General features: G+C 68.1%; 32 protein-coding genes and 1 other RNA gene. 19 read left to right on the forward strand and 14 right to left on the reverse strand.

What is annotated here, in order from left to right:
- Positions 1-3: 3 nt before the first annotated feature.
- Positions 4-819: an imidazole glycerol phosphate synthase subunit HisF gene (gene hisF / locus NJQ98_RS11180; protein ID WP_262178581.1), complete on the reverse strand. Its 816-nt coding sequence runs from the start codon at positions 817-819 to the stop codon at positions 4-6.
- 155 nt (positions 820-974) lie between these two features.
- Between hisF and NJQ98_RS11185 the strand changes: the two genes are divergently transcribed.
- Together NJQ98_RS11185 and NJQ98_RS11190 are read left to right on the forward strand one after the other, a co-directional pair.
- Complete coding sequence (locus NJQ98_RS11185; protein ID WP_262178583.1) at positions 975-1,166, forward strand: DUF7550 family protein; 192 nt, start codon at positions 975-977, stop codon at positions 1,164-1,166.
- Positions 1,167-1,345: 179 nt separating this feature from the next.
- Complete coding sequence (locus NJQ98_RS11190; RefSeq protein ID WP_262178584.1) at positions 1,346-1,810, forward strand: pyridoxamine 5'-phosphate oxidase family protein; 465 nt, start codon at positions 1,346-1,348, stop codon at positions 1,808-1,810.
- Here the strand turns inward: NJQ98_RS11190 and purL are convergent, their stop codons facing one another.
- Positions 1,811-3,973, reverse strand: a complete 2,163-nt coding sequence (gene purL / locus NJQ98_RS11195) for a phosphoribosylformylglycinamidine synthase subunit PurL (RefSeq protein ID WP_262178586.1) — start codon at positions 3,971-3,973, stop codon at positions 1,811-1,813.
- Positions 3,974-4,034: 61 nt separating this feature from the next.
- Positions 4,035-4,631 (reverse strand): TetR/AcrR family transcriptional regulator, encoded by a 597-nt coding sequence (locus tag NJQ98_RS11200; RefSeq protein WP_262178588.1) that lies wholly within the window; start codon positions 4,629-4,631, stop codon positions 4,035-4,037.
- 84 nt (positions 4,632-4,715) lie between these two features.
- Here NJQ98_RS11200 and NJQ98_RS11205 point away from each other — a divergent pair, with 84 nt between their 5' ends.
- Positions 4,716-5,420, forward strand: coding sequence for a YqjF family protein (locus NJQ98_RS11205; protein ID WP_262178589.1), 705 nt, complete (start codon positions 4,716-4,718; stop codon positions 5,418-5,420).
- A complete protein-coding gene (locus tag NJQ98_RS11210; protein WP_262178591.1) occupies positions 5,417-5,839 on the forward strand; it encodes a thiol-disulfide oxidoreductase DCC family protein in 423 nt (140 codons plus the stop codon). The genes NJQ98_RS11205 and NJQ98_RS11210 overlap by 4 nt, the downstream gene beginning before the upstream one ends.
- Before the next feature lie 168 nt (positions 5,840-6,007).
- Here the strand turns inward: NJQ98_RS11210 and NJQ98_RS11215 are convergent, their stop codons facing one another.
- The 3 genes from NJQ98_RS11215 to NJQ98_RS11225 form a co-directional block, all read right to left on the reverse strand.
- A complete protein-coding gene (locus tag NJQ98_RS11215) occupies positions 6,008-6,301 on the reverse strand; it encodes a DUF7521 family protein (RefSeq protein ID WP_262178595.1) in 294 nt (97 codons plus the stop codon).
- 62 nt (positions 6,302-6,363) lie between these two features.
- Positions 6,364-6,663 (reverse strand): DUF7521 family protein, encoded by a 300-nt coding sequence (locus tag NJQ98_RS11220; RefSeq protein ID WP_262178598.1) that lies wholly within the window; start codon positions 6,661-6,663, stop codon positions 6,364-6,366.
- A gap of 2 nt (positions 6,664-6,665) precedes the next feature.
- A complete protein-coding gene (locus tag NJQ98_RS11225; protein WP_262178600.1) occupies positions 6,666-7,043 on the reverse strand; it encodes a winged helix-turn-helix domain-containing protein in 378 nt (125 codons plus the stop codon).
- Positions 7,044-7,364: 321 nt separating this feature from the next.
- Here NJQ98_RS11225 and NJQ98_RS11230 point away from each other — a divergent pair, with 321 nt between their 5' ends.
- The 5 genes from NJQ98_RS11230 to NJQ98_RS11250 all read left to right on the forward strand — a co-directional run bounded on the left by NJQ98_RS11230 (position 7,365) and on the right by NJQ98_RS11250 (position 11,213).
- A complete protein-coding gene (locus NJQ98_RS11230) occupies positions 7,365-7,685 on the forward strand; it encodes an Htur_1727 family rSAM-partnered candidate RiPP (protein ID WP_262178602.1) in 321 nt (106 codons plus the stop codon).
- Positions 7,682-8,893 carry a TIGR04347 family pseudo-SAM/SPASM protein gene (locus NJQ98_RS11235; RefSeq protein ID WP_262178604.1) on the forward strand — a complete coding sequence of 404 codons (1,212 nt, stop codon included), beginning with the start codon at positions 7,682-7,684 and terminating at the stop codon, positions 8,891-8,893. The genes NJQ98_RS11230 and NJQ98_RS11235 overlap by 4 nt, the downstream gene beginning before the upstream one ends.
- Before the next feature lie 46 nt (positions 8,894-8,939).
- Complete coding sequence (locus NJQ98_RS11240) at positions 8,940-9,626, forward strand: PHP domain-containing protein (RefSeq protein WP_262178606.1); 687 nt, start codon at positions 8,940-8,942, stop codon at positions 9,624-9,626.
- A gap of 3 nt (positions 9,627-9,629) precedes the next feature.
- Positions 9,630-10,712, forward strand: a complete 1,083-nt coding sequence (locus NJQ98_RS11245) for an asparagine synthase C-terminal domain-containing protein (protein WP_262178608.1) — start codon at positions 9,630-9,632, stop codon at positions 10,710-10,712.
- 294 nt (positions 10,713-11,006) lie between these two features.
- Positions 11,007-11,213, forward strand: a complete 207-nt coding sequence (locus NJQ98_RS11250; protein WP_262178610.1) for a DUF2061 domain-containing protein — start codon at positions 11,007-11,009, stop codon at positions 11,211-11,213.
- Here NJQ98_RS11250 and NJQ98_RS11255 read toward each other — a convergent pair whose 3' ends face one another.
- Positions 11,214-11,684 carry an NUDIX hydrolase gene (locus NJQ98_RS11255; protein WP_262178612.1) on the reverse strand — a complete coding sequence of 157 codons (471 nt, stop codon included), beginning with the start codon at positions 11,682-11,684 and terminating at the stop codon, positions 11,214-11,216.
- Between the two features lie 91 nt (positions 11,685-11,775).
- Positions 11,776-12,750, reverse strand: coding sequence for a transcription initiation factor IIB (locus tag NJQ98_RS11260; RefSeq protein WP_262178614.1), 975 nt, complete (start codon positions 12,748-12,750; stop codon positions 11,776-11,778).
- 226 nt (positions 12,751-12,976) lie between these two features.
- On the opposite strand from NJQ98_RS11260, the gene gatC reads away from it, so the two are divergent.
- From gatC to NJQ98_RS19080, 4 genes are all read left to right on the forward strand, one after another.
- Positions 12,977-13,255: an Asp-tRNA(Asn)/Glu-tRNA(Gln) amidotransferase subunit GatC gene (gene gatC, locus NJQ98_RS11265; RefSeq protein WP_262178617.1), complete on the forward strand. Its 279-nt coding sequence runs from the start codon at positions 12,977-12,979 to the stop codon at positions 13,253-13,255.
- Positions 13,256-14,536, forward strand: a complete 1,281-nt coding sequence (gatA, locus tag NJQ98_RS11270) for an Asp-tRNA(Asn)/Glu-tRNA(Gln) amidotransferase subunit GatA (RefSeq protein WP_262178619.1) — start codon at positions 13,256-13,258, stop codon at positions 14,534-14,536. It begins immediately after the preceding gene.
- A gap of 210 nt (positions 14,537-14,746) precedes the next feature.
- Complete coding sequence (locus tag NJQ98_RS11275; protein ID WP_262178621.1) at positions 14,747-14,914, forward strand: hypothetical protein; 168 nt, start codon at positions 14,747-14,749, stop codon at positions 14,912-14,914.
- 42 nt (positions 14,915-14,956) lie between these two features.
- Positions 14,957-16,468 (forward strand): FAD-binding domain-containing protein, encoded by a 1,512-nt coding sequence (locus tag NJQ98_RS19080; protein ID WP_262178623.1) that lies wholly within the window; start codon positions 14,957-14,959, stop codon positions 16,466-16,468.
- Here NJQ98_RS19080 and NJQ98_RS11285 read toward each other — a convergent pair whose 3' ends face one another.
- Complete coding sequence (locus NJQ98_RS11285) at positions 16,469-17,575, reverse strand: glycosyltransferase (RefSeq protein WP_262178626.1); 1,107 nt, start codon at positions 17,573-17,575, stop codon at positions 16,469-16,471. It lies immediately after the preceding gene.
- Between the two features lie 95 nt (positions 17,576-17,670).
- On the opposite strand from NJQ98_RS11285, the gene NJQ98_RS11290 reads away from it, so the two are divergent.
- Positions 17,671-18,996 carry an MFS transporter gene (locus tag NJQ98_RS11290; protein ID WP_262178628.1) on the forward strand — a complete coding sequence of 442 codons (1,326 nt, stop codon included), beginning with the start codon at positions 17,671-17,673 and terminating at the stop codon, positions 18,994-18,996.
- Here the strand turns inward: NJQ98_RS11290 and NJQ98_RS11295 are convergent.
- On the reverse strand, positions 18,993-20,042 hold the full coding sequence (locus NJQ98_RS11295; protein ID WP_262178630.1) for a glycosyltransferase family 4 protein: 1,050 nt from the start codon (positions 20,040-20,042) through the stop codon (positions 18,993-18,995). The genes NJQ98_RS11290 and NJQ98_RS11295 overlap by 4 nt on opposite strands.
- Positions 20,043-20,135: 93 nt before the next feature.
- Between NJQ98_RS11295 and NJQ98_RS11300 the strand changes: the two genes are divergently transcribed.
- The 4 genes from NJQ98_RS11300 to NJQ98_RS11315 all read left to right on the forward strand — a co-directional run bounded on the left by NJQ98_RS11300 (position 20,136) and on the right by NJQ98_RS11315 (position 22,006).
- Complete coding sequence (locus NJQ98_RS11300) at positions 20,136-20,423, forward strand: ribonuclease P protein component 4 (RefSeq protein ID WP_262178632.1); 288 nt, start codon at positions 20,136-20,138, stop codon at positions 20,421-20,423.
- 43 nt (positions 20,424-20,466) lie between these two features.
- On the forward strand, positions 20,467-20,715 hold the full coding sequence (locus tag NJQ98_RS11305; RefSeq protein ID WP_262178634.1) for a YhbY family RNA-binding protein: 249 nt from the start codon (positions 20,467-20,469) through the stop codon (positions 20,713-20,715).
- The gene (locus NJQ98_RS11310; protein ID WP_262178635.1) at positions 20,715-21,593 is read left to right on the forward strand and encodes a mechanosensitive ion channel family protein; all 879 of its coding nucleotides are present in this window, start codon (positions 20,715-20,717) and stop codon (positions 21,591-21,593) included. The genes NJQ98_RS11305 and NJQ98_RS11310 overlap by 1 nt, the downstream gene beginning before the upstream one ends.
- 257 nt (positions 21,594-21,850) lie before the next feature.
- A complete protein-coding gene (locus NJQ98_RS11315; RefSeq protein ID WP_262178637.1) occupies positions 21,851-22,006 on the forward strand; it encodes a hypothetical protein in 156 nt (51 codons plus the stop codon).
- Between the two features lie 61 nt (positions 22,007-22,067).
- Here NJQ98_RS11315 and NJQ98_RS11320 read toward each other — a convergent pair whose 3' ends face one another.
- The 3 genes from NJQ98_RS11320 to NJQ98_RS11330 form a co-directional block, all read right to left on the reverse strand.
- Positions 22,068-22,436, reverse strand: a complete 369-nt coding sequence (locus NJQ98_RS11320) for a hypothetical protein (protein WP_262178639.1) — start codon at positions 22,434-22,436, stop codon at positions 22,068-22,070.
- A 316-nt stretch (positions 22,437-22,752) separates the two neighbouring features.
- Positions 22,753-23,063, reverse strand: an RNA gene (gene ffs, locus NJQ98_RS11325) — signal recognition particle sRNA.
- Between the two features lie 78 nt (positions 23,064-23,141).
- Positions 23,142-23,555, reverse strand: coding sequence for a DUF7548 family protein (locus NJQ98_RS11330; protein ID WP_262178641.1), 414 nt, complete (start codon positions 23,553-23,555; stop codon positions 23,142-23,144).
- A 93-nt stretch (positions 23,556-23,648) separates the two neighbouring features.
- Here NJQ98_RS11330 and NJQ98_RS11335 point away from each other — a divergent pair, with 93 nt between their 5' ends.
- Positions 23,649-23,957, forward strand: coding sequence for a DUF5798 family protein (locus tag NJQ98_RS11335; protein ID WP_262178643.1), 309 nt, complete (start codon positions 23,649-23,651; stop codon positions 23,955-23,957).
- A gap of 56 nt (positions 23,958-24,013) precedes the next feature.
- Here the strand turns inward: NJQ98_RS11335 and NJQ98_RS11340 are convergent, their stop codons facing one another.
- On the reverse strand, positions 24,014-24,652 hold the full coding sequence (locus NJQ98_RS11340) for an RAD55 family ATPase (RefSeq protein WP_348533563.1): 639 nt from the start codon (positions 24,650-24,652) through the stop codon (positions 24,014-24,016).
- Positions 24,653-24,763 lie beyond the last annotated feature (111 nt).

Genomic DNA, 24,763 nt, shown 5'->3' on the forward strand with positions numbered 1-24,763 from the left:
TCCCTAGAGGCGGACCGGGATGCCCTGTTCGTCCAGGTACTGTTTGGTCTCCGCGATAGAGTACTCGCCGAAGTGGAAGATAGAGGCCGCCAGCCCGGCGTCGGCGCCGGCGTCGACGAAGACCTCCGCCATGTCTTCCGGCCCGCCACAGCCGGAGGAGGCGATGACGGGAGTCGACACCGCATCGCAGACCGCTTTCATCAGCGGGATGTCGTAGCCGTCCTTGGTCCCGTCGGCGTCGATGGAGTTGACGAAAATCTCGCCCGCGCCCCGGCGCTCGGCCTCCTTCGCCCACTCGACGGCGTCTAGCCCCGTGCCCTCGCGGCCGCCCTTGACCGTACACTCGAACCAACAGGACTCCCCGTCGACCTCGACGTACTGCTCGCCCTGTTCGTCGAAGCGCCGCCGGGCGTCGAGCGAGATGACGATACACTGGCTCCCGAAGGCCGCGGCGCCCGCCTCGATGAGGTCCGGGTTCTCGATGGCGCCCGAGTTTATCGAGACCTTGTCCGCGCCGGCCCGCAGCGTCTCCTTGATGTCCTCGGGGGTCCGGATGCCGCCGCCGACCGTCAGCGGGATGAAGACCTCGTCGGCCACGGCGGAGACGGTGTCGAGCATCGTCTCGCGGCCCTCGGCGGAGGCGGTGATATCCAGGAAGACGAACTCGTCGGCCCCCGACTCGTTGTAGGCCTTGGCCATCTCGACCGGGTCGCCCGTGTACTCCAGGTCCTCGAAGTTCACGCCGGTGTAGACGGCCGCGTCCCCGTTCTCGTCGACGTCGACGTCGATGCAGGGGATGATACGCTTGGTGAGAGTCATTGCCTGTCGGTTCGCTACAGGGCCGTTTCATCGTTTCGACTGACGCAACTGCTCGGCCGGGCTCGTGCCGGCTCGCTGTCGTCTCCCAGCCTGGCTCGTCTCGGCGGCCGGGGTGAATCCGATAGTTACAGGTAGTCGCCCCCACACCGTCCGGTATGGCAGACGACCATCACGACGAGGACCGGCCCGACTACGACCCCGAACACGTCGAACTGCCCGCGGCGGCGCCGCCGCTCCGGTCGACAGCCCCCCAGAGCGACTTCACCATGGGACAGGTCGGACAGGGCGCCGCGGTCGCGCTCGTCGGGCTGGCGCTGACGTTCGGCGTCGCGCTCGCGCTCGTCTGACGGGACTTTCGGCCCGGAACAGCTAGCGAGGCGGTCGGTTTCTGCGGACCCGCTCAGCTAGCAGCGGCCACAGTCCGGCTCACGGCCGAGTCCCGGGCTGGGTACCGTTCCCGCTAGATATTCTCAGACAGTGGGACCGGGCACGCCGTTTGAAGTCACAAGGGTCTGACTGGTACGGTATGGCTACCGACCCCTACGCACAGTGGACGGGCGAGCCGATGGCCGAAGACGACGTCGAGGCGTTGCTCACCGTCGCCGACCATGGCATACTCGGACTGGCCGCGGACGACCAGCCGTACACGATTCCGGTCTCCTTCGGCTACGACGACGGGGACGTCTTCTTCGCGTTCGTCCGGAGCGGGCCGGACAGCGAGAAGTTCGAGTTCGCCGAGGACGGGAAGACGGCGCGGCTGCTCGTGACCGATATCAAGGCGCGGTTCGACTGGCAGTCCGTCGCGGTCACCGGTCCGCTCGAACCCGTCAGCGTGACCGACAGGGACTGGACGCGGCTCGTCGAGTCGCTGGACGAGAACCCCTGGTTCTCGACGGCGTTCGGGGACGACGAGCGCGTCGAGGGCGTCCAAGGGTGGCGGCTCGTCCCCGACGAGGTCGAGGGTGTCGCGGTCCGTCCGGAAACGGAGTAATCAGGCCAGTTCGTCCTCGATGGTGTCGCGAAGCTCCGCTATCTCCGCGGCGTCGTAGTGGAGCCGGTCGTCGTTGACCGTGATTTCGAGGTGGTTCGAGCCGTCGGCCTCGCCAAGTTCGGTCACCGGGGCGACGCCGTCGAAGGCCTCCCGGACCGCGGCCGGGTCGGTCGTCTCGAAGACGACGCGGCCGGGCTGTTCGTTGAACAGCAGCCGCTTTCGCGTCCCGCGGTCGACCGTCTCCAGGGCGACGCTGGCGCCGGCGTCGTCGTGGACCATCTCCGCGAGCGTCACAGCGAGCCCACCGTGGCTCACGTCGTGGGAGGCCAGCACGTGGTCCTCGTCGGCCACCTCGGCGACGGTCTCGATGAGTCCCGTGGGGTTTGCCGGGAGTTCGGGGAACGCGTCGGTACCGCCGAAGAGAGCGGTGTACTCGGAGCCGCCCAGCCGGGGGTCGGTCTCGCCCTCCAGCGAGGTGTCGCCGACGACGACCAGGGTCCCCTCGCCCGACAGCGACATCGGCGGGGCGTCGTACCCTTCCTTGACGCCGACGAGGGCGAGCGTCGGCGTCGGCGGGATGGGGCCGGTCGCCGAGTCGTTGTACAGGGAGACGTTGCCGCCGACGACGGGTACGTCGAGTTCGCTACACATGTCCGCGAGCCCGTCGACGATGCCCTTGAAGCCGCCGTAGACGTCGGGTTTCTCTGGGTTGCCGCCGTTCAGACAGTCGACGGCGGCGTGGGGGACTGCGCCCTTCGCGGCGACGTTCGTGGCGTTTTCCAGCGCGACTGCGCGGGCCCCGTCGTAGGGCGCCGCGTCGGTCCAGTTGGGGTCGGCACCGGCCGAGAACGCGAGGCCGGTGCCCGATTCGCGAATCGCCAGCAGAGCGGCGTCGTCGCCCGGCAGCACGCTCGTCCGGACCTGGACCTCGTGGTCGTACTGGCGGTACACCCACCGCTTCGAGGCCGTGTTCGGGCTGGCGACGATGCGGTCGAAGGCCGCCGCGAGGTCCATCGTCGGCAGGTCCCGCTCCTGGACCGGCGGGGCCTCGCTTGGCAGGTCGTTCATCGGCGCGCCGTCGCCGAGGAACTCGGCGTCGACGTCGACCACCGTCTCGCCCTCGAACGTACAGACGTAGTTCGTCCCGGGCTCGGTGAGTTCGCCGATGACGGAACACCCCAGGTCGAACCGCTCGGCGAGTTCGGCGACGCGGTCGACGTTCTCGGGCGCGACCTCGTACACCATCCGCTCCTGGCTCTCGGCCAGCAGGTACTCCCTGGCGTTCATGTTGGGCTCGCGCTCGTGGACCCGGTCGAGTTCGATGCGCGCGCCGAGGCCGCCCTTCGCGACCAGTTCGGAGGACGCGCCGCCGAGGCCGGCGGCCCCGAGGTCCCGGGCCGACTCTATCAGTTCCTCGTCGAGCAGCGCCTCGTTGCACTCGATGAGCAGCTTCTCGGCGTAGGGGTCGCCGACCTGGACCGCCGGCCGGTCCTCGGTCTCGGCGTCCTCGGCGAGGTCCTCGCTTGCGAAGGAGGCCCCGCCCAGGCCGTCCCGCCCCGTCGAGTTGCCGACGAGGACGAGCTTGTTGCCCGGCTCCTGGGCCTCGGCGGTAATCGTGCGTTCGGGCTCCAGCAGGCCGATACAGGAGACGTTGACCAGGGGGTTGCCCTCGTAGTCCTCGTGGAAGGCCACCGAGCCGGCGACCGTCGGGACGCCGATGCAGTTGCCGTAGTGGGAGATACCCTCGACGACGCCCTCGAAGAGGTACTGGGAGTGTTCGCGCTCGAAGTCGCCGAAGTAGAGGCAGTCGGCCAGCGCGATGGGGTAAGCGCCCATCGAGAGGGTGTCACGGACGATGCCGCCGACGCCGGTGGCCGCCCCGTCGAACGGGTCGACGTAGGAGGGGTGGTTGTGGGACTCGACGCCCAGCGTGATGTACATCTCGTCGCCGTCGTAGGTCGGCAGGGAGACGACGGCGGCGTCGTCACCGGGACCGATGACGACCTGGTCGCCCTCGCTGTCGAAGGCGGTCAGAAGCGGACGCGAGGAACGGTAGGCACAGTGTTCGCTCCAGAGGTTCTCGAAGAGCGCGGCCTCCGCTCGCGTGGGCTCCCGACCGATCTCTTCGACCACTAGCTCGTGGTCAGCGTCGGACAGGCTCATTAGGTGTGCCTGGCCTCCGCCCGGCTAAATCGCTTTCCATGCGGCCGCGTCGGTGGCCCGCTCACTCGGCCGGGTCAGCCAGCAGGCTATCGACGTAGGCCTCCCAGCCGTCCCGGAGGTCCTCGGCCACGTCCATCTCCAGGGCGACGGCGATACCGGTGGACCCGTCGGCCGCCGCGAGCAGGAACGCGGCGGTGGCCCGGGGCTCGACCTCCCGGAACACGCCCTGCTCGACGCCGGCGGCGACGATGTCGGTCAATGCGTCGAGACACGCGGTTTCGAGCTCCAGCAGCGGCGCCCGGAGCGTCTCGTTGTACGGCGCGTGCGAGAGCAACTCCATGATAGCGACGGCGATGCCGGCGTACTCGTGTTCGGGCGTCCGGAAGAGGAAGTCACAGGCGTCACGTATCGCCGCCTCGGGGTCCTCCGTCTCGACGCGCAGCAGGTCCTCCCGGAGGTGGTCCGCCGCCAGATCGAGGAAGGCCGCGATCATCTCGTCCTTGCTGTCGAAGTAGTAGTAGAGCCCCGCCTCGCTGTTCTCGTATGCCTCGGCTATCTTCGCCGTCGTCAGGCGCTCGTAACCGTGCTGAGCGAGAGCTTCCTGGACCGCGAGGGCGACACTCTCGCAGGCGTCGGCGTCCATATCGGGGCTCGTCATACGACCGAGTGGGCGCTCAGTCGTTTCAGCGTTTCGCTGTGAGCCGACGGGAGCGCTTTTTCCGTTCGGCCCCGAACCGGACGTATGGTCCTCCCGCTGGAGATGGGGTGGCGACATCTCCTCTTCGAGAACTGGCCCGTCGACCCGGCTCTGATGGACGCACATCTACCGGAGCCGCTCAGCCCCGATACGTTCGACGGGGCGGCGTGGCTCTCGGTCGTCCCCTTTACCAACGTCGACGTCCGGCCCGAGGGGTTCCCGGCCTGGGCCAGCGTCCCGCTCCCCGAGCTCAACGTCCGCACCTACGTCACCCGCGACGGCGAGCCCAGCGTCTACTTCTTCAGCCTGGACGCACAGGGCGTAAGCAGCGTCGTCGGCGCCCGAATCTTCCATCACCTGCCGTACTACTACGCCCGCATCTCCCTGGAGTGGGCCGACGGCCGCGTCCGGTTCAGCAGTCGACGCAAACACCCTGGCGCCCGGCCTGCCCGCTACGAGGCGACCTACTGGCCGACCGGCGAGCCCTTCAGCGCGCCCGAGGACCCGCTCGGAAAGTTCCTCGTCGAGCGCTACCGCTTCTACACGGAGGCCCCCGACGGCAGCCTCCGGTACACTGACGTGTCCCACGACCCGTGGACGCTGTACCCCGCAACGGCCGAAGTAGAGACCGACACGCTCTGCTCGGCGGACGGGTTCGACCGACCCGAGGCCGACCCCGTCTACTTCTACAGCCCCGGGCTCGACGTGGTCACCGAACCGAGCAGACGCGCCCCGGAGGAGAGGGCGTGAGCGAGAGCGAGCCGCCGGGCGGGGACGGCCCGGTCCTGCTGTTCGATGGGGTCTGTAACCTCTGTAACGGCGTCGTCCAGTTCATCATCCCGCGGGACCCGGAGGGGCGGATTCGGTTCGCCCCGCTGCAGTCGGCGGCGGGCAAGGCGTTGCTGGCGGGTCACGGACTGCCGCCGAGCGACCTCGACAGCGTCGTCCTCGTCGAGGACGGCGAAGTGTACCGGAAGTCGGCGGCGGTCATCCGGCTCGCCGAACTGCTGGGGTGGCCCTACCGGGCCGCGGCAGCCGCCCGCGTCGTGCCCCAGTCGGTTCGGGACGCGCTGTACGACGTCGTCGCCGCCAACCGCTACGACGTGTTCGGCCGGAAGGACCGGTGTATGCTCCCCGACGACGACGTCAGCGACCGCTTTCTCGAGTAATCGGACAGTTCCGCCGACTGTCCCGGCCCGCTTCGACGGCGTCCCATCGACGGACTCACCACCCCTTCGGCGCGTTCCGCTGGGCCGCGGAACGGTCCCCTCCGTCGGCCAGTGCGGTCTAATCGCTCGATGTCCGCTTGCCGCCGCGTCCGATACCGTCGCCGCCAGTCACGTCCCGACCAGGCGGTCCGAGTACAGCGAGTAGGTCATCACCAGAAAGCCGGCTGCGGTGAAGACGCTCTCGACCGTGGTACTCACGACGAGGGGGACCCCTGCCAGCTGGTTCAGGCTCCCCGCCAGGACCGCCCCGGCAGTCACCAGCCCGATGCCGAGCGAGAGGACCCGCATCGCCGTCGAGCGGGTCCGCTTGTAGGCCCTGTGGGTCAGCGTCGTCAACACGACACCACAGGCCAGGGTGAGCGTCTTGGCCACGACGAGCAAGACCGTGCTGAGGGAGACCATATCGTCCGATACCGGCTCGCTAAAATAAATACGATTAACAATGTTGTCAGAAACTGGGAACGCTACCGCACGTACAGCGAGTAGAGGATGACGCCGAGGCCGACCGCGGTCAGCGTACTGGAGATGAAGACGCTGGTGTACAGCAGGTTCTCGCCGAAGTACCGCCCGACGATGATGTCGAGGACGCCGCCGAGAATCGCGCCGACGGTGATGATGCCGAAACCGAGCGTGAGCCACCTGTGCTGGGGGGCGCCAGTCCGCCGGTAGGTCTTGTACGAGAAGTAGGTGATGAGCCCCCCCATGATGAGGGTGAGTGTCTCCGCGACCACGATGCCGACCTGAGAGCTTGGGATGTGTACCATGGTTATGTCTCCTTTCGAACTTCCGACCAGAGGTTCTCCAGGCGCTGGTCCGGCGACCGGGCCCGGTGTGATATCTCGACCTCGAACTCGCGGACCTCGTCCAGCGAGATGACCACCTCCTCGAAGTCGATCGCGTAGCGGCTGGCGTGTTGCCCGTCCGACCGGACCTCGACGCCCTCGTACAGCAGCGAGGAGTCGGTGAGCAGTTCGAGCTTCCGGTAGGTCGTCGAAAGCGGGACCCCGCTTTCCTCCGATATCTCGCTCGCGGTCATCGGCTCTGCAAGTACGCTGACGATAGCACGACAGTCCTCGTCGTCCAGCGCATCGAGGACCGTCGTTAGTTCCGGCGCCTCCTCGTCAGCTACGGGGTCCCGGACCATCCTTGAAATTCGTTCTTGTCCGGATGCCTTTAGTCTCACCGTCTCCGGCCGGGCTACGACGGCAGTGGTCGAGATATGCTGATGAGTCTTTGGACGGGTGCAGGTTATAAACGCCCCGGCGATTCCCGCCAACCGAGAACGCTTCTGTCGGCGCGAGAACATTCGGCGGGGGGTTTGGCCCCCCGTCGCGAACGCCCACGTATGACCGACCACATCGAACCCCGCGGGCCGTCGGCGGGTCGGGTCGGGACGTCCTCCGACGGTTCCCAGTCCGTGAGAACGCACTGGCAGCGTTTTTTCCGGACAGTGCCTGACACCAGTATGGACGATAAGACAGTCGACGCGCCGAGGGGGGCCACCAGTCGCGAGTGGGAAGTGTTCTGTCGCGAGAACGAGTCCGAGCCGCTCACGCACGCCGGCAGCGTGAGCGCGCCGACGGCCGCGGTCGCCCGGGAACAGGCCGCGACGCTGTTTGGCCACGCCGCCGCGGCGCTGTGGCTCTGTCCGGCCGACGAGACAGTGCGGGTACAGGAGGGCGACCTCGGCGTCGGCGCGGCGGCCGGGGAGAGCGACGACGGGGCGACGCCCACGATGGAGGAGGGGCAGATGGACGCCGAGACGCTCCGGGGGGAGGCCGAATGATATCGGTCTCGAAGCTGCTGACCGACCTCGACGCGGAGGGCGACGGGCTGCGGTACGACGCCGCCGAGGAGTCGACGAAACGCCAGATTCGGGACCGGAAACAGCGGCGCCCGGTCGTCGTCTGGAACGTCACCAAGCAGTGTAACCTCTACTGTGACCACTGCTACGCCGCCGCCGACACCGAAATCGCCGACGGGGAACTCTCGACGGCCGAGGGGAAGGCGCTGCTCGACGACCTCGCCGACTACGGCGCCCCGGTGGTGCTGTTCTCCGGCGGCGAACCGCTCGTCCGCCAGGACCTCGAAGAGCTGATCGTCTATGCGAACGAAGTGGGCGTCCGACCGGTGCTGTCGACCAACGGGACGCTCATCACCGAGGAACGCGCCGAGTCGCTCAAGGACGCCGGACTGAAATACGCCGGCGTCTCGGTCGACGGCCTCCCGGAGCGAAACGACGACTTCCGCGGCGTCGACGGCGCGTTCGACGGCGCCGTCCAGGGCATCGAGAACTGCCTCGACGCCGGCCTGAAGACCGGGCTGCGCTACACCATCACGGAACGCAACGCCGCCGACCTCGAAGGCGTCGTGGACATGCTGACGGACGTCGGCGTCGACCGCTTCTGCTTCTATCACCTGGACTACGGCGGGCGCGGGACCGAAATCGTCGACGCGGACCTCACGCCGGCCGACCGCCGCGAGGCCGTCGAGCGCGTCTGCGACATGACTCGGGACTACCACGACCGGGGCGAGGAGATAGAGACGCTACTCGTGGGTAACTACGCCGACGCGGCCTACCTGGTCGAGTACGCCCAGGAGCACATGGGCGAGACGCAGGCCCGGCAGGTCTACGAGTATCTGCGGGTCAACGGCGGCGACCCGACCGGCGAGCGCGTCGCCGATATCGACTACCAGGGGAACGTCCACCTCACGCAGTTCTGGCAGGGATACTCGCTGGGGAACGTCCGCGACCGCTCCTTCGGTGCCATCTGGGAGGACGAGTCGAACCCGCTGCTCCGGGCACTGCGCAATCGGGAGGCCCACCTCTCGGGCCGCTGTGCGGACTGCCGCTACGCCGAGGTGTGTCGCGGCGCCTCCAGACTCCGCGCGCTGACCGTCGAGAACGACCCCTTCGCGCCCGACCCGCAGTGCTATCTCACCGACGAGGAAGTCAGCGGAGCGAGCCGGTTCGGGTGGGCCGAATCCGACTGAAGCGCGGACCGGGGCGCTTTTGCCCCAGCCATTGCTATCGACGGGCGTGCTGACGGTCGAGCTTCACACACACTCGTCGCTGTCCCACGACGGCCGAGACCCCGTCGAGTTGCTCCTCGAGCAGGCCCGCGCAGTGGGACTTGACGCCCTGGCCGTCACTGACCACGACGAGATCGAAGCCAGCCTTCGAGCCGCCGAACTGGCCCCCGACTACGGGCTGGTCGGCATCACCGGGATGGAGGTCACCTGCGAGGCGGGCCACGTTCTGGCGCTCGGCATCACCGAGGCCATTCCGCCGGGGCTGTCGTTCGCGGAGACGCTCGACCGCATCCGCGAGCAGGGCGGCCTCGCCGTGGTCCCACACCCGTTCCAGGAGTCGCGCCACGGCGTCCTCGACAAGATATCGAAGGCGGAACTCGCGACCGCCGACGCCATCGAGGTGTACAACTCCCGTCTGCTCACCGGCCACTCGAACCGACAGGCCGAGCGGTTCGCCAGGCGCCGCGGCCTCCCGATGACCGCCGGCAGCGACGCTCACATCGCGGAGATGGTCGGCCAGGCGGTGACGACGGTCGACGCCGACGAGGCGTCGGTGGCCGCGATTCTGGACGCTATCCGCGAGGGGCGCACGACCGTCGAGGGCGAGCGAACGCCGTGGCGCATCAGCTTCCGACAGGCCGCCGGCGGCGTCAAACGCCGAATCACGAGCCGTCTGAACGGCTTGCTGGAGTGAGCGATGCGGGGGACAACCGACAGTGTCGTCCGCGACGCGCTGACGAGTGGTGAACCGTTACCCGGAACGGCCGGCTTCGCCGGCGAACTCGACGGGGCGCTCGTCAGGGACGTGCTGGGCCGGGAACCCCTGTTCGTCGATGCGGGCGAGTCCGAGGGCACGGTACCGGACTGGAGTGACGACCCCACCGACCTGACGGAGCCACAGCTGTTCCCGGCCGGGCACGTCCTGGGTACCGGCGAGCTCCGAGCGGTCTGGACGCTCCCCGACCCCGAACCGTTCGAGGACCGGGAGACCGCCGTCGAGCGCGTCCGGGACGCCGTCGAGACGAGCGTCGACGCCGTCGACACCGACGGCCTGGCCATCGCTTTCTCCGGCGGCGTCGACTCGGCGCTGCTGGCCGCACGGCTCGACGCGCCGCTGTACGTCGCCGGGTTCCCGGAGAGCCACGACGTCGGGGCGGCCCGTTCGGCGGCCGAGCGACTCGACCGGGAGCTGCACGTGGTCGAACTGACTCACGACGCCATCGAGCGGGCCGTCCCCGAAATCGCCGCCGCGACCGGCCGCACCGACGCGATGTCGGTCCAGATAGCGCTCCCCCTGTATCTCACGGCGGAGCGCGTCGCCGCCGACGGGTTCGACCGCCTCGCGCTGGGCCAGGGCGCCGACGAGCTGTTCGGGGGGTACGCCAAGGTCGAGAAGGCGCCCGACGACCCCCGCGTCGAGGCCGACACCGTCCGTGGCGCCCAGCGAGAGGTCGTCCGGACGCTCCCGGAACAGCTCCCGCGGGACGTGCTGGCGCTGCGGGCGGCGGGCGTCGAGCCGGTGACACCGATACTGCACGACCGCGTCGTGTCGGCGGCGCTCAGGCTGGACGACGAGATGCTCGTCGACGGCGAGACGCGCAAGTGGGCGCTCCGGCAGGCCGCGTTGCACTCGCTCCCCGAGTCCATCGCGATGCGGGACAAGAAAGCCGCCCAGTACGGCTCGCTTGCCGCTCGCGAACTCGACCGGCTGGCCCGCCAGGCCGGCTACAAACGGCGGATGGACGACCACGTCACCCAGTACATCGAGTCGCTCCTGTAACGAACGGACGGTCGCTGGGGTTCACGGACCGGTCGACCGCCAGCGTCGCTTGGCCGGTCCGTGGCAACTGTCAGAGCATGGGCTGGCCTGTCCGCGCGTTCGTACTTGAACCTCCGTCGCCACTGCAGCCACTGGCGTCCGCTGTCGGCGGTCGACTGTTAGCCACGAGTAATTAAATATAATTAGTTTTTAGTTTGACGGCTGAGAACAGTCGCCTGAATGACAGTCAGTCCGTACGCTTCGATAGTCCTGTTCGGCCACGTATGCCGGGATAGCTACCGGAGGTGACCCTCTGTGGCCACGCATCGGCGGTCCATGGTCAAGGCGATAAGCTACCGGCTGTTCGCCACGTCGGTTGTCTTCGCCATCGCCTTCTTCTACACCGGACAGATAGGGTCGTCAGTGAAAATCGGCTTCACCGCGGCCGTCGCCAAGACGCTGCTGTACTACCTCTGGGAGCGGGTGTGGACGGCCATCGACTGGGGAACCGAGCCGGCGTAGCTACTCGACCGTCTCGATCGCTCGTCGGCCGATTTCCACCACGTCCGCCGGGATTTCGTCGCTGTGGGCGTCCAGTTCCTCGGCGGTGAACCACGTCCAGTCGTCGGCGGGCTGTTCGCCGGGACCGGGCTGGATGTCACGGCCCGGAGCGTCGCCGTAGAAGATGAAGTCGATGTGCTGGTGGCCTACCTCGCCGTTCTCGCCGACGTTGATGTCCTCTACCAGGAAGTGCTGTGGCTGGGGAATCGACCGAACGGTCTCGCTCGCGATGGCCTCCCGCGGGGCGACGAGGTCGACGGCGAGGCCCAGTTCCTCCTCGGTCTCCCGGAGCGCGGCCTCGTGAGGGAGTTCGTCCCGGTCGAGGTGGCCGCCGGCGGGGAGCCACATCCCCAGTTTGTCGTGTTCGTGTAGCGCGACGGCCCCGTCGTGGACGGCGTAGACGGTCGCGACGAAGTGGCGAGTCGTCTCCATGGCCCGGTCGACGCGCCCCGTGAAAAATTACGTTTCGAAGTTTCGGGCTCGGAGCCGCCGTTTCTCCGACAGCGAAAAAGACGGACAGAAGCTAGGGGTGGACGCTGTCTTCGGCTTCCAGCAGCTCGTGATAGCGGTTCCGAATCGTCACTTCGGAGATGTTGGCGACCTCGCTGACCTCGCTCTGGGTGACCTTCTCGTTCGTGAGCAGCGAGGCGGCATACACCGCGGCGGCGGCGAGTCCGACGGGGGACTTCCCGGAGTGGACGCCCTCGGCTTTCGCGTTCTGGAGGAGCTGGCGGGCGCGGCGTTCGACTTCCTCGGAGAGGTCCAGGTCGGACGCGAAGCGGGGGACGTAGCTCTCGGGGTCGGCGGGCTGGATTTCCAGGGAGAGCTCGCGGACCACGTAGCGGTAGGTGCGGGCGATTTCGTCCTTGCCCACGCGGGAGACGTTAGCGATTTCGTCGAGGCTCCGGGGCGTGCCGGCCTGTCGGGCGGCGGCGTACAGCGACGCCGTCGAGACGCCCTCGATGGAGCGGCCCGGCAGGAGGTCCTCGTCGAGGGCCCGCCGATAGATGACGCTCGCGGTCTCGCGGACGTTCTCGGGCAGACCCAGGGCCGAGGCCATGCGGTCTATCTCGCCCAGCGCCTGCTTGAGGTTACGCTCCTTGGAGTCGCGGGTCCGGAAGCGCTCGTTCCAGGTCCGCAGGCGCTGCATCTTCTCGCGCTGGCGCGAGGACAGGGAGTTGCCGTAGGCGTCCTTGTCCTGCCAGCCGATGTTGGTCGACAGCCCCTTGTCGTGCATCATGTTCGTCGTCGGGGCGCCGACGCGGGACTTCTGGTCTTTCTCCTTGGAGTCGAACGCGCGCCACTCGGGGCCGGGGTCAATTTCGTCTTCCTCGACGACCAGTCCGCAGTCCTCACAGACGGTTTCGCCGCGTTCGCTGTCGGAGAGCAACGAGCCGCCGCACTCGGGACAGACCAGTGACTCGTCTTCCTCCTCCTCTGTCTGTGTCTCGTCAGATTCGCGCTCGCTCGTGTATCGGCGGATAGTGGTATCGGTCATTGGTTTGGGCGTACAGGCGGGTCTGGTGACCCGAAAAACGTCTCTTGTATCCTTCTGTTGTAGCCTGAGCGACTTAAAAGTTTTCCCGAATCGCAAAGTTACGATTTTCTTATCCGAATCAGCGTTCGCGTTTACAGCCGAAAATGCTGTTACATAGTGAACCACCCTAAACAGTTCGGCTCGCGGTTCCGAAACGCTTACCGCCGGGCCACTGCTCCAAAACCCCATGAGCGACAACGCTGTCGACGGCGACGAGGTCGCCCACATCGCCGACCTCGCCCGAATCGACCTGGACGACGAGGAGGTCGAGCGGTTCACCGAGCAGTTCGGTGAGATCCTCTCGGCGTTCGAGGCCTTAGACGAGGTGCCCGAGACCGACCGCGAGGCCGACCTGACCAACGTGATGCGCCCCGACGAAGTCCGGGAGTGTCTGAGCCAGGAGGAAGCGCTGCAGAACGCCCCCGACTCGGAAGCCGGACAGTTCAAGGGCCCCAAGGTGTCGTAGATGGGCGACTACAACGCCTACATCGCCACGGACACCATCGACGGGGCCGATGACGGGCCACTCGCCGGGGAGACGGTCGCGGTGAAGGACAACATCTCCACGAAGGGCGTCCAGACCACCTGTGGCTCCGCAATGCTGGAAGGATACGTTCCGCCCTACGACGCGACGGTCGTCGAACGGCTCAAAGAAGCCGGCGCGACCATCCCCGGGAAGACCAACATGGACGAGTTCGGGATGGGTACCACGACGGAGACCTCGGCCTACGGTCCCGTCGAGAACCCCGCCGCCGAAGGGCGGGTCCCCGGTGGCTCCTCGGGCGGGTCCGCCGCCGTCGTCGCCGCCGGCGACGCCGACTACGCGCTGGGCAGCGACACCGGCGGCTCGGTCCGCTGTCCCGCCGCCTTCTGTGGCGTCGTCGGCATCAAGCCGACCTACGGGCTCGTCTCCCGGTACGGCCTCGTGGCCTACGCCAACAGCTTGGAACAGATAGGGCCCATCGCCCCCACCGTCGAGGACGCGGCCGAGCTCCTGGAGGTCATCGCCGGCCCCGACGAGCGCGACGGGACGACCCGGGACGCTCGGGACCACGGTGCCGACTACGAGTTCGCCGACGCCGCCGACGGCGACGTCGACGGGCTCTCCATCGGCGTCCCGACCGAGCTGTTGGACGGGGCCGACGAGCGCGTCGTCGAGACGTTCTGGGACGCCATCGACGACCTCGAATCGCAAGGCGCGAGCTACCACGAGGTCGACCTCCCGAGCGTCGAACACGCCGTCGAGGCCTACTACGTCATCGCCATGAGCGAGGCGTCCTCGAACCTGGCCCGCTTCGACGGGGTCCGCTACGGGAAGTCGGGCGGCGAGGGCAACTGGAACGAGTCGTTCGCGGGGTCCCGCGAGGACGGGTTCGGCGAGGAAGTCAAGCGCCGGGTCCTGCTTGGCACCTACGCGCTCTCGGCCGGCTACCACGACAAGTACTACAAGAAGGCCCAGGACGCCCGCGCGTGGGTCAAACAAGACTTCGACGAGGCGCTCTCGGAGGCCGACGTGCTCGCCTCGCCGACGATGCCGGTCCCGCCGATGGAACGCGGCGAGAGCCTCGATGACCCCCTGACGATGTATCTCGCCGACGCCAACACGACGCCGGTGAACCTGGCGAACCTCCCGGCCATCTCGGTGCCGGCCGGCGAGACCGACGACGGCCTCCCGGTCGGGCTCCAGTTCGTCGGACCGGCCTTCGGCGAGAAGACGATTATCCGGGCGGGCAGCGCGCTGGCCTAGAGCGGAACTCGCGCCAACGGCGCGAGTCCGGCCTTTTTCACCCACGTTTTTGCCGCGAGTGGTGTCCACAGCGAACGGAGTGAGCGAGGACACCCGAGCGGGAAAAAGGTGGTCGCGCGAGAAGACGATCATCCGGGCGGGCAGTGCGCTGGCCTAGAGCGTGGCGAGCGAACTGGTACGTTTTTACCGGCCGACTCTCTCTGTCGGGGTGTGAGTGCCCTTGATTTCGTTCGCTGGCCGCTGGTGGCCAAGTCCGTCGCCGTGGGAACCGGTCTCGGGAGCATCTACGGCGTCGCGACGGGCGATTTCGTCTTCGGCCTCGTGCTGGGAGCCATGATGGGGTTCGGCTTCGCCATCGGCCGGTCGTACTCGACGTAACCGCCACCGCCGCTTTTACTCCGGGAGGCCCTACCACGGACAGTGACCGACATCGTCGTCTGGCACCGGGCCGACCTGCGCACCGTCGACAACGCCGCCCTGACGGCTGCGGCGGCCGACGCCGACCGCGTGGCGCCGGTGTTCGTCGTCGACCCGAGCTACTACGGCGACGACGGGCTGGCGTGTGACGCTCGGCTGCGGTTCTGCCACGAATCGCTGCGTGACCTCCGCCGGCAGTACCGCGACCTCGGGAGCGACCTCAAGCTGCTGTCGGGGGACCCGCGCGAGCGGCTGTCCGAGCTGCTGGACGAGGGCTGGGAAGTCTACTGCAACCGCGACGCCACCGCCCGGCGGGGGCTCGAACGCGACCGGGCGCTGCTGGGACGGGAGGGCGTCACTGTCTTCGAGGACGACGGGCTCCGCTGGCCGGACGAGCGCGACGCGGACGGGACCGTCGCCGTCGACACCCGCGAGGGGTGGGACGAGTCGTGTGCGGCGTACTTCGAGCGCGACCAGCACCCCCGTCCCGCCTCGCTCCCGTCGAACCCCATCGCGAGCGACGTAACCGTCGACGAGGTCGAACGCCGTCACGGCGTTGCCCCCGGAAAGTCCGGCGTCCCACAGGGCGGCACGGTTCCCGGCACCGAGGCGCTCTCGGCCTTCCTCGACCGGCTGGCCGAGTATCCCGGCGTCGTCTCGCCGCCGGCGGCCGCACAGGCCCGCTCCTCGCGACTCTCGCCGTACCTGAAGTTCGGCTGTCTCTCCGAGCGGCAGGTGTACCAGCGGGTCCAGTCAGCGCCCGACTCGCGGGGCCGGTCGATGTACACCTCGCGGCTCTACTGGAACCGCCACTACCACCAGAAGCTGGCCGACTGGCCGGGCTGGACCGAACGCGCGGTCAACCCCGTCTTCCGGGGACTCTACCGGGACGAGCACGACGCCGACCTCGACCGGGCCTGGCGCGAGGGCCGCACCGGCTTCCCGATGGTCGACGCCGCGATGCGCGCGCTCGTAGAGACCGGCTACATCAACTTCCGGACCCGGGCGCTGGTCGCGACGTTTTACGTCTACGTCCTGAAACAGTGGTGGAAGCCCGGGGCCGACTTCATGTACTACCACCTCGTCGACGCCGACCCGGCCATCAACTACACGCAGTGGCAGTCCCAGTGCAACCTGACCGGCGTCCACCCGGTGCGCGTGTACGACCCCGCAAAGCAGGTCCGGGAGTACGACCCCGAGGGCGAGTTCGTCCGCGAGTACGTCCCCGAACTGAGCGAGTTGCCCGACGAACACCTCGCCCGACCGGAGAAGACGCCGCCCCACGTCCAGGACGCCTGCGGCGTCGACATCGGGACGGACTACCCCTACCCCGTCGTGGAGTACGACCACGAGGCCGCGACCGCGAGGGACGACTACGCAGCGCTCGACGGGCGGGCGAAGGAGGCGCTGTCGGATCCGCGGGTACGACGGCGCTGTTCGTTCTCCGGTCGCGGCGGGGACCGGGCCGACGACGGCGGGGACGACGGCGGCCAGGCCAGCCTCTCGGAGTTCTGACTACTGGAGCACCGACTCGTACACCTCGACGAGCCGGTCGACGGCGTGGTCGATGCTGACCGCGTCCCGCCGGGCCAGACAGTGGTCCCGGAGCGTCGCGCGCTCGTCGAGCACCCGCTCGATGGCGCGCTGGAAGCCGTCCATGTCGCCCTCCGCGTAGCTGTAGCCGGTCTCGCCGTCGACGACGGTGTCGCTGAGCGCGCCCGCGTCGACGCCGGCGACCGGGGTCCCACAGCAGTTGGCCTCCAGGGCGACGAGCCCCTGGGTCTCGACCGGGCTGGGGAAGGCAAAGACGTCGAGCGCCGCGTAGAACTCCGGGAGTTCCTCGCGGTCGAGGAATCCGAGAAAGCGGACGTCGAGGTCGCTGGTCGCGGCCGCGTCCTCCAGGTCCTCTCGAGCGGGGCCGTCACCGGCGAAGACGACGGTCACGTCCAGTCCCACACAGGCCGTGAGGATGTCGCCCAGACACTTCTCGTGGCCGTGGCGACCGGTGTAGCCCACCAGCGGACCGTCGGGCAGGTCGTACCGGTCCCGGAAGTCGCTCTCCTCGGGCGGCGCGAAGAAGTCCGTGTCGACGCCGTTTGAGACGACCTCGACGGCCGTCCCGGCGCCGATGGTCTCCCGGACGTACTCGGCGGTCCGCTCGGTCGGGGTGATGATGCGGTCGGCGCCCCCGAGATACCACCGCTCGTACTGCTCGGCGCTGGACTGGACGGCCGACTCGACGAGATCCGTCTTCGAGACGTACTCGGCGTACTCGCCGGTCGGGGTGTGGTAGGAGGCGACCAGCGGCGCGTCTATCTTCCGGGCCAATCGCTTGCCGGCCATCCCGAGGCTGAAGGCGGTGTGTGCGTGGACCACGTCGGCGTCGCGGACCTTGCTCGGGATCTGTGGCATCCCGAGCCGGAACCCCTCGTAGAACGGGAACGGGAGGCTCCGGACGGGATACTCCCCAGCCACGGGGACGTGGTCGCTCTGCGGGTAGACCACGTCCATGCGGCCGCCGCGGGCCTGCCAGTGGTCGCGCCACGTCTGAACCGTGTAGGTGACGCCGTTGACGGTCGGCAGGTAGGTGTCGGTGAAGGCGGCGACCTGCGGCAGTGCCATGGCGACGGCGTAGACAGACCAACGGCTAAACGCTTGCCATTGGTGGGTGGGCGACGAGCGACGTATTTTTCAGCGGCGCGGCTGAGCAACAGCCAATGGGACGTGACCGGTGGCTGGTGGCCTGGGCGCTGGGGTCGGTCGCGTTCGGCGCGACCTCCCTGTTGATTCCGCTCTACTTCGTCAGTATCGGCGGCACCACGTTACTGCTCGGGGTGCTGGCCGGGACCGCCGCCGCGGCCGGCGCGCCGGCCGCGCTCCTCTTCGGTCGGCTGGCCGACGGCGGCGGCAACAGGCGGTCGCTCGTCCTCGTCGCGCTCGGGCTGGCCGCCGCCGCTATCGCGGCCGTCGCGGCGACCCGGTCGGTCCCCGTCGTCATCGCCGGCAACGCCGTCCTCTGGTTCGCCGCCGGCGCGGCCGCCCCGGTGCTGACGCTGCTGGTCACGGTCGGCTCGCCCGAACGCGACTGGCCCGGCCGCTTTGCCGCCCTCAACCGGTACCAGGGTTGGGGGTGGGCCGGGGGCCTCGTCCTCGGGTTAGCGTGGACGGGGCTGCTCTCGGCTCCCCTCGGCGTCGTCGGTGCCCAGCGGACGCTGCTGTGGGCCTGTACCGGTATCACGGTTCTCTCGGCCGGGCTCGCCGCGAAGTGGCTCCCAGCACAGCCGGCGGCGGGGGGCCAGCCCCGGGCCGGCCGCATCGCCCGCGCGCTCGCCCGATCGCGCCGGCTCCCGGTGCGCAGCGCGACCTTCCCCGTCGGACCGGGACGGCTCTACTGGCTCACCCGGTCGCTTCACCCCCGACAGCTCGCCGGCCGGCTCACGCCGTCGCTGTCGCTGTACTTCGTCGCCGTCCTGGCCGTCTTCACCGGCTTCGGAGTGTTCTGGGGGCCGCTGCCGTCGTATCTGGCCGGCACGCTCGGCTACGGCTCCGGGGTCGTCTTCGGGCTGTATCTGCTCTCCAGCCTGGGCTCGGCGCTGTGTTACGGCCTCGCCGGGCGGCTCGCCGAGCGGTACGACGCCGTCGGCCTGCAGACCGTGAGCCTGCTCGGCCGCGCAGTCCTCCACCCGTCGGTCGCCGTCGTCGGGCTCGCGGTCCCCGCCGGCGTCCTCGGGCTGGTCGCTAACGGCGTTCTCTTCACCGCCATCGGCGTCGCGTGGGCCGTCGTCGCCATCACCGCCGCGGCCATCGTCAGCCGGCTCGCGCCCCCCGCGATTCGGGGCGAGGCGCTGGGCCTGTACACCGCGCTGTCCGGGCTCGCGACCGGCGTCGGTTCGGTGCTCGGGGGGTGGCTCGGCGGCTACGGCTTCACGCTCGCCTTCGGCGTCGCCGGTGGTTTCGTCCTCGCCGGTACCGCGCTCGTAGCGCTCATCTGGCAGCGTACGGCCGAGGTTGAGCCGTCCGTTCGGCCGGCTGAGAGCCCCTAGACCAGCCCCTCGTACACTTCGACCAGCCGGTCGCCGACGCGGTCGAGCCCGTGTTCGCGGGCCGTCTCCCTGGCGTTCTCCCCGAGCCGGTCCCGCAGGTCCGGGTTCGCTTCGAGCCGTTCGAGCGCCTCGCGGAACTCCCGGCGGTCGCTGCAGATGAGGCAGTCGTGGCCGTCCTCGTAGTACTCCCGGAACACCGGGATGTCCGAGAGGACGACGGCTTTCCCACAGGCCATCGCCTCCAGGACGACGATACCCTGGTTCTCGACCTTCGACGGGAAGCAGAACACGTCGCCGGCCCCGTAGGCCCCGCGGATGTCCTCGACCCAGCCGGTGAACGTGACGTTCTCGGGCGGGTCGCCGGTCCACTTTCGGACCGCCGCCGAACCCTGTGGCCCGTCGTCGTAGGTGCCGAACCAGGCGAAGTCGTAGTCGGTTTCCCGAGCGAGTTCACAGAACGTCGTCAGCCCCTTGCGCTCGAAGACGCTGCCGACGGCGAAGACGACCATCCCGTCGAGGTCGTAGCGGTCGCGGTACTCCTCGCGGTACGCCTCGAACCCCTGCAGGGGTTCGGTGTCGATGCCGTTCGTGACCGGCTGTATGGGCGCGTCCACGGGGTAGTCTTCGAGGACGCCCTTCGTGTACTCGGAGGGACAGAGTACCTGGTCGGCCTGCGAGTAGAACCACTTGAGATACTCGCCCAGCGCCGGTGCGACGAGGTTCGACCCGCGGAAGCTCCCCTTGAAGTCCTCGCGGGTGACGTGAGCGTGGAGGACGAGCGGGATGCCGTTGCGGTTCGCGTGGCGGGCCACCGCGACCGACCCCGGCCCGATCATGTTGCAGTGGGCGACGTCGTAGCTCTCGAAGACCGGGTCGTCGAACGCCAGCTTCCCGCCGACGGCCCAGCCCGGATGGCCGTCGGTCCAGGGCGTCGTCACCACGTCGACGCCGGCGTCGGCCAGCGCCCGTCGCTGGTGGTCGACCGAAGTGGCGATACCGGACCGGTCGAGCCGGTCTTCGAGTTCCAGATAGTTGAGGACGCGCACGACCGGTCGCTCACCGGCCGCGAGCAAAACGATATCGGCTCGCGGCCGTCGTCGTCCGGAAGGCGTTTGCCCTCCCCAACCCGAGTACCGCCGATGACCGACGAGGAGACCATCGCCCGCGAGCGCATCGAACGCCTGCAGTCGATGGCCCGCGAGGCCGTCAGCGAGGGGCGCGACGAGCGGGCCCGCGAGTACGTCCGCCGCGCCCGCCGCATCGCCGAGCGCCACCGACTCCGGCTCCCGAAAGGGTTCTCCCACTCCATCTGTCGCGCCTGCGACGCCTTCCTCGTCCCCGGGGACAACGCCCGCGTTCGCACGCAGTCGGGCCACGTCGTCGTCACCTGTGAGTGCGGGTCACAGTCACGCTATCCCTACGCATAAGCGTTGGTACGGGATTTAAATAATTCCACAGTCCAGTGGACGTATGCCATCGAAATCTAGAGACCAGCGGATACACGACCTGGACGCGACCCTCCGGGTCGGCAAGAAGGGCGTCGAGTCCGTCGTGGACGAACTCGACAGCCAGCTCGAGGACAACCAGTTCGTGAAAGTGAAGTTCCTGCGCGCGGCTCGGGGCGGCACCACGAGTGGGGAACTGGCGGACGAACTGGCCGACCGCGTCTCGGCCGACGTGGCACAGGTCCGCGGACACACGGCGGTGTTCGAGCGATAATGCAGGTCCCGGCAATCGCCGCGATACTCGACGACTTCCTCCCCGCCGGCGTGGCCGACACGATAGCGAGCGCCATCGTGTTCGTCGGGGCCTTTGTCGTCGTCTACCTGGTCAGCAAGGTCGTCGTCACCCCTATCCTCGACCGGTCGCTGGCGCGGCGCGACCTCGACGCGCACGCCCGGAAGCCGATACAGAAGGTCGCGAGCATTCTCATGCTGTTTGTCGCCGTCGCCGTCGCCTTCGGCATGGCCGGCTTCGGGAACTTCCTGACGGCGCTCGCGACCATCGGCGCCGCCGCGACGCTCGGCATCGCCTTCGCCATGCAGGACGTGCTGAAGAACTTCGTCGCCGGCGTCTTCATCTTCACCGACAAGCCGTTCCGCATCGGCGACTGGATCGAGTGGGACAACAGCTCCGGCGTCGTCGAGGACATCAGCCTGCGGGTCACCCGCGTTCGCACCTTCGACAACGAGCTCCTGACGGTGCCGAACTCGAACCTGACCGACGACGTCATCAAGAACCCCGTCGCCAAGGACCAGCTCCGCCTGAAGTTCCTCTTCGGTATCAGCTACGACGACGACATCGACCAGGCCACCGACATCATCATGGAGGAGGCCGAGGCCCACGAGGACATCCTCGCGGACCCCGCCCCGTCCGTGCGGCTCACGGAACTGGGCGACTCCTCGGTCGGCCTGCAGTCCCGCATCTGGATCGACGACCCCAGCCGCGCCGACTGGGTTCGGACCCGCGGCGAGTTCGTCACGGCCGTCAAGCAACGCTTCGACGAGGAGGACATCACCATCCCCTACCCCAACCGCACCATCGGCGGCGGGCTGGAGATGGCCGGGATGGACAGCCCCGTCACCGCGGACGACTAAACGGCACCCACTTTTTGCAACTCCTTCGAGCGCCGCAGGCGCTCTCAGTCGTGCAAAAACGTGGGAAAATCGCGGCGTGCTCCTGTGGCGCGCCGAAGGCGCGCCGTAGTCCGCGCGCCGCGGTCGAACCGGCGGCTCCGCCGCCGGATACTTTTTGCGACAGCCTACCCTTCCCCGTCTTCGCGCGACGGAGCGCGCTCACGGCCCTGCCGCTGTGACCACCACACGCTTACAGTACCGACTCTGCAGTTCCACGCATGGGTGAGCCAGAGGCGAAGCCACCGAAACGCTGTCCGGACTGTGGCGCGGTCGACGCATACACGAAGCGATACGAGACGGGAGGCGGCTGGCGAGCAGTCTACCGCTGTGGGGACTGTGGCCGTCGCTACACGCCGAAGGATGACGGCCGGTGAGCCGATGTTCTAGATTGCAAGAGCCGTGGCGGCACACCCCTGTCAGGAGTGGCGGGTTCGCTCAGGCCTCGGCGTCGACCGATGCCGCCGGTGACACGTCACTGCTATCGGCCATCCAGTAGCCGGTCGCCAGCCCGAAACCGGCCAGTCCGAGCCCGAGCATCGCAGCCCCGAACTGGAAATCAGCCCCGGCGGCGCTTCCGAGCATCATTCCGCCGAACACCGCGCCGCCGCCGAAGACACCGGAGGGGGCCGACGCTGTCGCGTCCCCCCAGACTAGTGTCGGATAGCGGAAACAGAGCGCGGCTGTGAGGGTGTACGTAACGAAGATTCCCAGCAATGTGGTAACCGAGCGGGCCGTCAGCGCGACGAGACCGGTGAGTGCGCCGGCAAACAGGACAGCGAGCACGTAGTGGACAGGGCGGTCCATGCGTGACCTTTCCACAGCAAACCTCAAAGGCGTTCTCACGGACACCAGTGGTGATTCTACGGTCACGCCAGCGGACAGGCCGGGAGCGACCTCTGTGTCGCGACCCGGGGAAGGGCAGGCTATGTACTCCTGAACAAAGTCACGGTATTTGTAGTTAGCATCCGGCGAGCGTAGCGAGCCGGTTCGACCGCGGCGAGCCGACTACCGCACGCCGCAGGCGTGCGACGGGAGGCGAAGACGCGATTTTTCCCCAGGTTTTTGCCCGAGTGAGCGCCGCGCTGCGGCGCTCACGACGGTGCAAAAAGTGGTATGAATGGAACGGACACCGGGATTGCCCGGCGTTCGGGCGCGGGTAATCCCGTTTGCCTCCTCCACCCCGCGACCCCACGAGCGACGGGTGTTCGATGGTCCGCTGCTCACTTCCGTGCCTGGCGGAGTGCCATCGTTTAACCACACGGGCGCATCCCTGCAGATGCGACCGCGTGGACCGCCGTCCCCGCGGGACGAGGCTTCCACGTTGGCTCACGGGGTCCGCGTCCGTCTGACCGGACGCCCCCGGGTTCGGTCCCCGCTGATGACCATACTGCGGGTACAGAGGGGGGCCAAACCCCCCGACCTAGTCCATCCGAGAATCCGCCACCGTCGCATAAGGGCCTTTCGGAACTGGGGAACCGCAGGGCGACGGCCGCGTCGCCCACGGACGGCTCAGAACAGGTCGAGCGCGGCGGCGAACCAGGCGGCGCCCAGCGGAATCGGAGCGGCGACGCCCACCACGACCCAGCGGTGCTGTTCGATGAGCGTCGACTCGGTCAGTCCCAGCACCAGACTGGTCGGCACCGTCGTCGCCCACACCAGGCTCACTCCGACGACGAAAAGTCCCAGCATCAGTGCGGCGCCGGCGGCGAGGCTGGGGTCGGTCCGCCCCTCGCGCCCGGAGGCCAGCAGGATGATACTGAGCAGAGCGAGGACGGCCGCCACCGCCGGTGAGAGCGCCCCCGCGCCGTAGTACGCGCCCACGGCACTGGTCGTCTCGACGATGAGATACGGCGCGACCAGCGTCAGCAGGTACGCGACACACCCGACGATACCGACCGTCGGGCCGGTCCGAAGCCCGTTCATACCCGCGCTGGGACCGCGGACGCCTTAACAGCGACGTTACGCCGGCGAGTATCGAGCGAAACCGGCAAATGGCCCCTGGACATACGGCCTGGCATGGGCCTTGGTTCCACAGCGAAGAAGCTCCAGAAGGTCACCGACATGGCCGACGACCTCTACACGAAACTGAACGAGCAAAAACAGCAACTCCAGGAACTCCGGGACACGGTCGAGGAGACCAGCGACCGCACCGAGCGTATCGACCAGGAGCAGACGGAACAGCGGGCGCTCCTGGAAGCCATCGCCGAGGAGCAGGGACTCGACACGGACGCGATTCTCACCGATGCAGTCATCGAGGACGCCGAGGCGCCGGCAGACGGCGAGTCGGCCGAGAGCGAGCAGCCCGCGCCGGACACGACCGACTAGGATAGCCGATAACCCCCGGTCGCACGCCAGCACTGGATATTCGGTCGTCGCTCGTTTCACTCGGCTCCGTCGAGCGTCGCCGTCCGAACGTCCCCGTCGGGCAGCGTAAACGTCGCTGTCCCGTCTGCAGCGACATCGAGAGTGGCGTCGAACAGCTGTCCCAGCATGGACAGGGCCTCGGTGTCGTGGGCCGTTGACTCGACGGTGTACAGCCCAAGCCCGTCGACGTTCTCGACGCGGGAGGTGAACACGTGGAGAAACCGGAACACCGTCCTGAGGTTCGTATACAGCAACAGCGTCGTCAGCGAATCGACCATGACGCGGTTGTGCTCGCGCCGTTGCTCCGTGTAGAACGTCTGGATGAACTCCGAGGACTTGACGCCGATTTCGCCGATGTCCCGCGGGGACGGCACGGACTTCGTCATATCGGCATCGGTGGACTTGCCGATGTGCTCGGTGACCGCATCGACGACGGCGACCTCCGCTTCCTCCCCGGTCAGTGCGTCAAACACATCCCGCATGCGGGCCACGCTGTCGCGGGTCGAGACGATAATCGTCCCGTGGCCGCGCCGGGCGCCCACGGCGAGTGCCTCCATGGCCAAGGAGCGCTTCCCGGTGAGTGGCGGTCCCGAAAGCAGGATGTTCGTCCCCGGAGGAACCGATACGCCGCTGAACGGGGGGCCTAGTTCATACATAGAGCGGAGAGCGGTCGGGTCGAGAGTATCTGAACCTGTCGCCGATACACACAAAAATTTTTCGACTGCAATAAGCGTAATTTACCACAGAGCGACCGGTCCGTCGTTCCT

It is taken from the genome of Haloarcula laminariae (genome assembly GCF_025457605.1).
GTDB lineage: Archaea > Halobacteriota > Halobacteria > Halobacteriales > Haloarculaceae > Haloarcula > Haloarcula laminariae.

Coding starts and splice junctions, on each gene's coding strand:
- hisF (WP_262178581.1), bottom strand. CDS start 819: ATGACTCTCACCAAGCGTATCATCCCCTGCATCGACGTCGACGTCGAC.
- NJQ98_RS11255 (WP_262178612.1), bottom strand. CDS start 11,684: ATGGAGACGACTCGCCACTTCGTCGCGACCGTCTACGCCGTCCACGAC.
- NJQ98_RS11245 (WP_262178608.1), top strand. CDS start 9,630: ATGCGGGGGACAACCGACAGTGTCGTCCGCGACGCGCTGACGAGTGGT.
- NJQ98_RS11215 (WP_262178595.1), bottom strand. CDS start 6,301: ATGGTCTCCCTCAGCACGGTCTTGCTCGTCGTGGCCAAGACGCTCACC.
- NJQ98_RS11220 (WP_262178598.1), bottom strand. CDS start 6,663: ATGGTACACATCCCAAGCTCTCAGGTCGGCATCGTGGTCGCGGAGACA.
- NJQ98_RS11315 (WP_262178637.1), top strand. CDS start 21,851: ATGGGTGAGCCAGAGGCGAAGCCACCGAAACGCTGTCCGGACTGTGGC.
- NJQ98_RS11200 (WP_262178588.1), bottom strand. CDS start 4,631: ATGACGAGCCCCGATATGGACGCCGACGCCTGCGAGAGTGTCGCCCTC.
- gatC (WP_262178617.1), top strand. CDS start 12,977: ATGAGCGACAACGCTGTCGACGGCGACGAGGTCGCCCACATCGCCGAC.
- NJQ98_RS11300 (WP_262178632.1), top strand. CDS start 20,136: ATGACCGACGAGGAGACCATCGCCCGCGAGCGCATCGAACGCCTGCAG.
- NJQ98_RS11190 (WP_262178584.1), top strand. CDS start 1,346: ATGGCTACCGACCCCTACGCACAGTGGACGGGCGAGCCGATGGCCGAA.
- NJQ98_RS11340 (WP_348533563.1), bottom strand. CDS start 24,652: ATGTATGAACTAGGCCCCCCGTTCAGCGGCGTATCGGTTCCTCCGGGG.
- NJQ98_RS11225 (WP_262178600.1), bottom strand. CDS start 7,043: ATGGTCCGGGACCCCGTAGCTGACGAGGAGGCGCCGGAACTAACGACG.
- NJQ98_RS11185 (WP_262178583.1), top strand. CDS start 975: ATGGCAGACGACCATCACGACGAGGACCGGCCCGACTACGACCCCGAA.
- NJQ98_RS11230 (WP_262178602.1), top strand. CDS start 7,365: ATGGACGATAAGACAGTCGACGCGCCGAGGGGGGCCACCAGTCGCGAG.
- NJQ98_RS11235 (WP_262178604.1), top strand. CDS start 7,682: ATGATATCGGTCTCGAAGCTGCTGACCGACCTCGACGCGGAGGGCGAC.
- NJQ98_RS11320 (WP_262178639.1), bottom strand. CDS start 22,436: ATGGACCGCCCTGTCCACTACGTGCTCGCTGTCCTGTTTGCCGGCGCA.
- NJQ98_RS11330 (WP_262178641.1), bottom strand. CDS start 23,555: ATGAACGGGCTTCGGACCGGCCCGACGGTCGGTATCGTCGGGTGTGTC.
- NJQ98_RS11205 (WP_262178589.1), top strand. CDS start 4,716: ATGGTCCTCCCGCTGGAGATGGGGTGGCGACATCTCCTCTTCGAGAAC.
- NJQ98_RS11305 (WP_262178634.1), top strand. CDS start 20,467: ATGCCATCGAAATCTAGAGACCAGCGGATACACGACCTGGACGCGACC.
- gatA (WP_262178619.1), top strand. CDS start 13,256: ATGGGCGACTACAACGCCTACATCGCCACGGACACCATCGACGGGGCC.
- NJQ98_RS11285 (WP_262178626.1), bottom strand. CDS start 17,575: ATGGCACTGCCGCAGGTCGCCGCCTTCACCGACACCTACCTGCCGACC.
- NJQ98_RS11290 (WP_262178628.1), top strand. CDS start 17,671: ATGGGACGTGACCGGTGGCTGGTGGCCTGGGCGCTGGGGTCGGTCGCG.
- purL (WP_262178586.1), bottom strand. CDS start 3,973: ATGAGCCTGTCCGACGCTGACCACGAGCTAGTGGTCGAAGAGATCGGT.
- NJQ98_RS11335 (WP_262178643.1), top strand. CDS start 23,649: ATGGGCCTTGGTTCCACAGCGAAGAAGCTCCAGAAGGTCACCGACATG.
- NJQ98_RS11260 (WP_262178614.1), bottom strand. CDS start 12,750: ATGACCGATACCACTATCCGCCGATACACGAGCGAGCGCGAATCTGAC.
- NJQ98_RS11310 (WP_262178635.1), top strand. CDS start 20,715: ATGCAGGTCCCGGCAATCGCCGCGATACTCGACGACTTCCTCCCCGCC.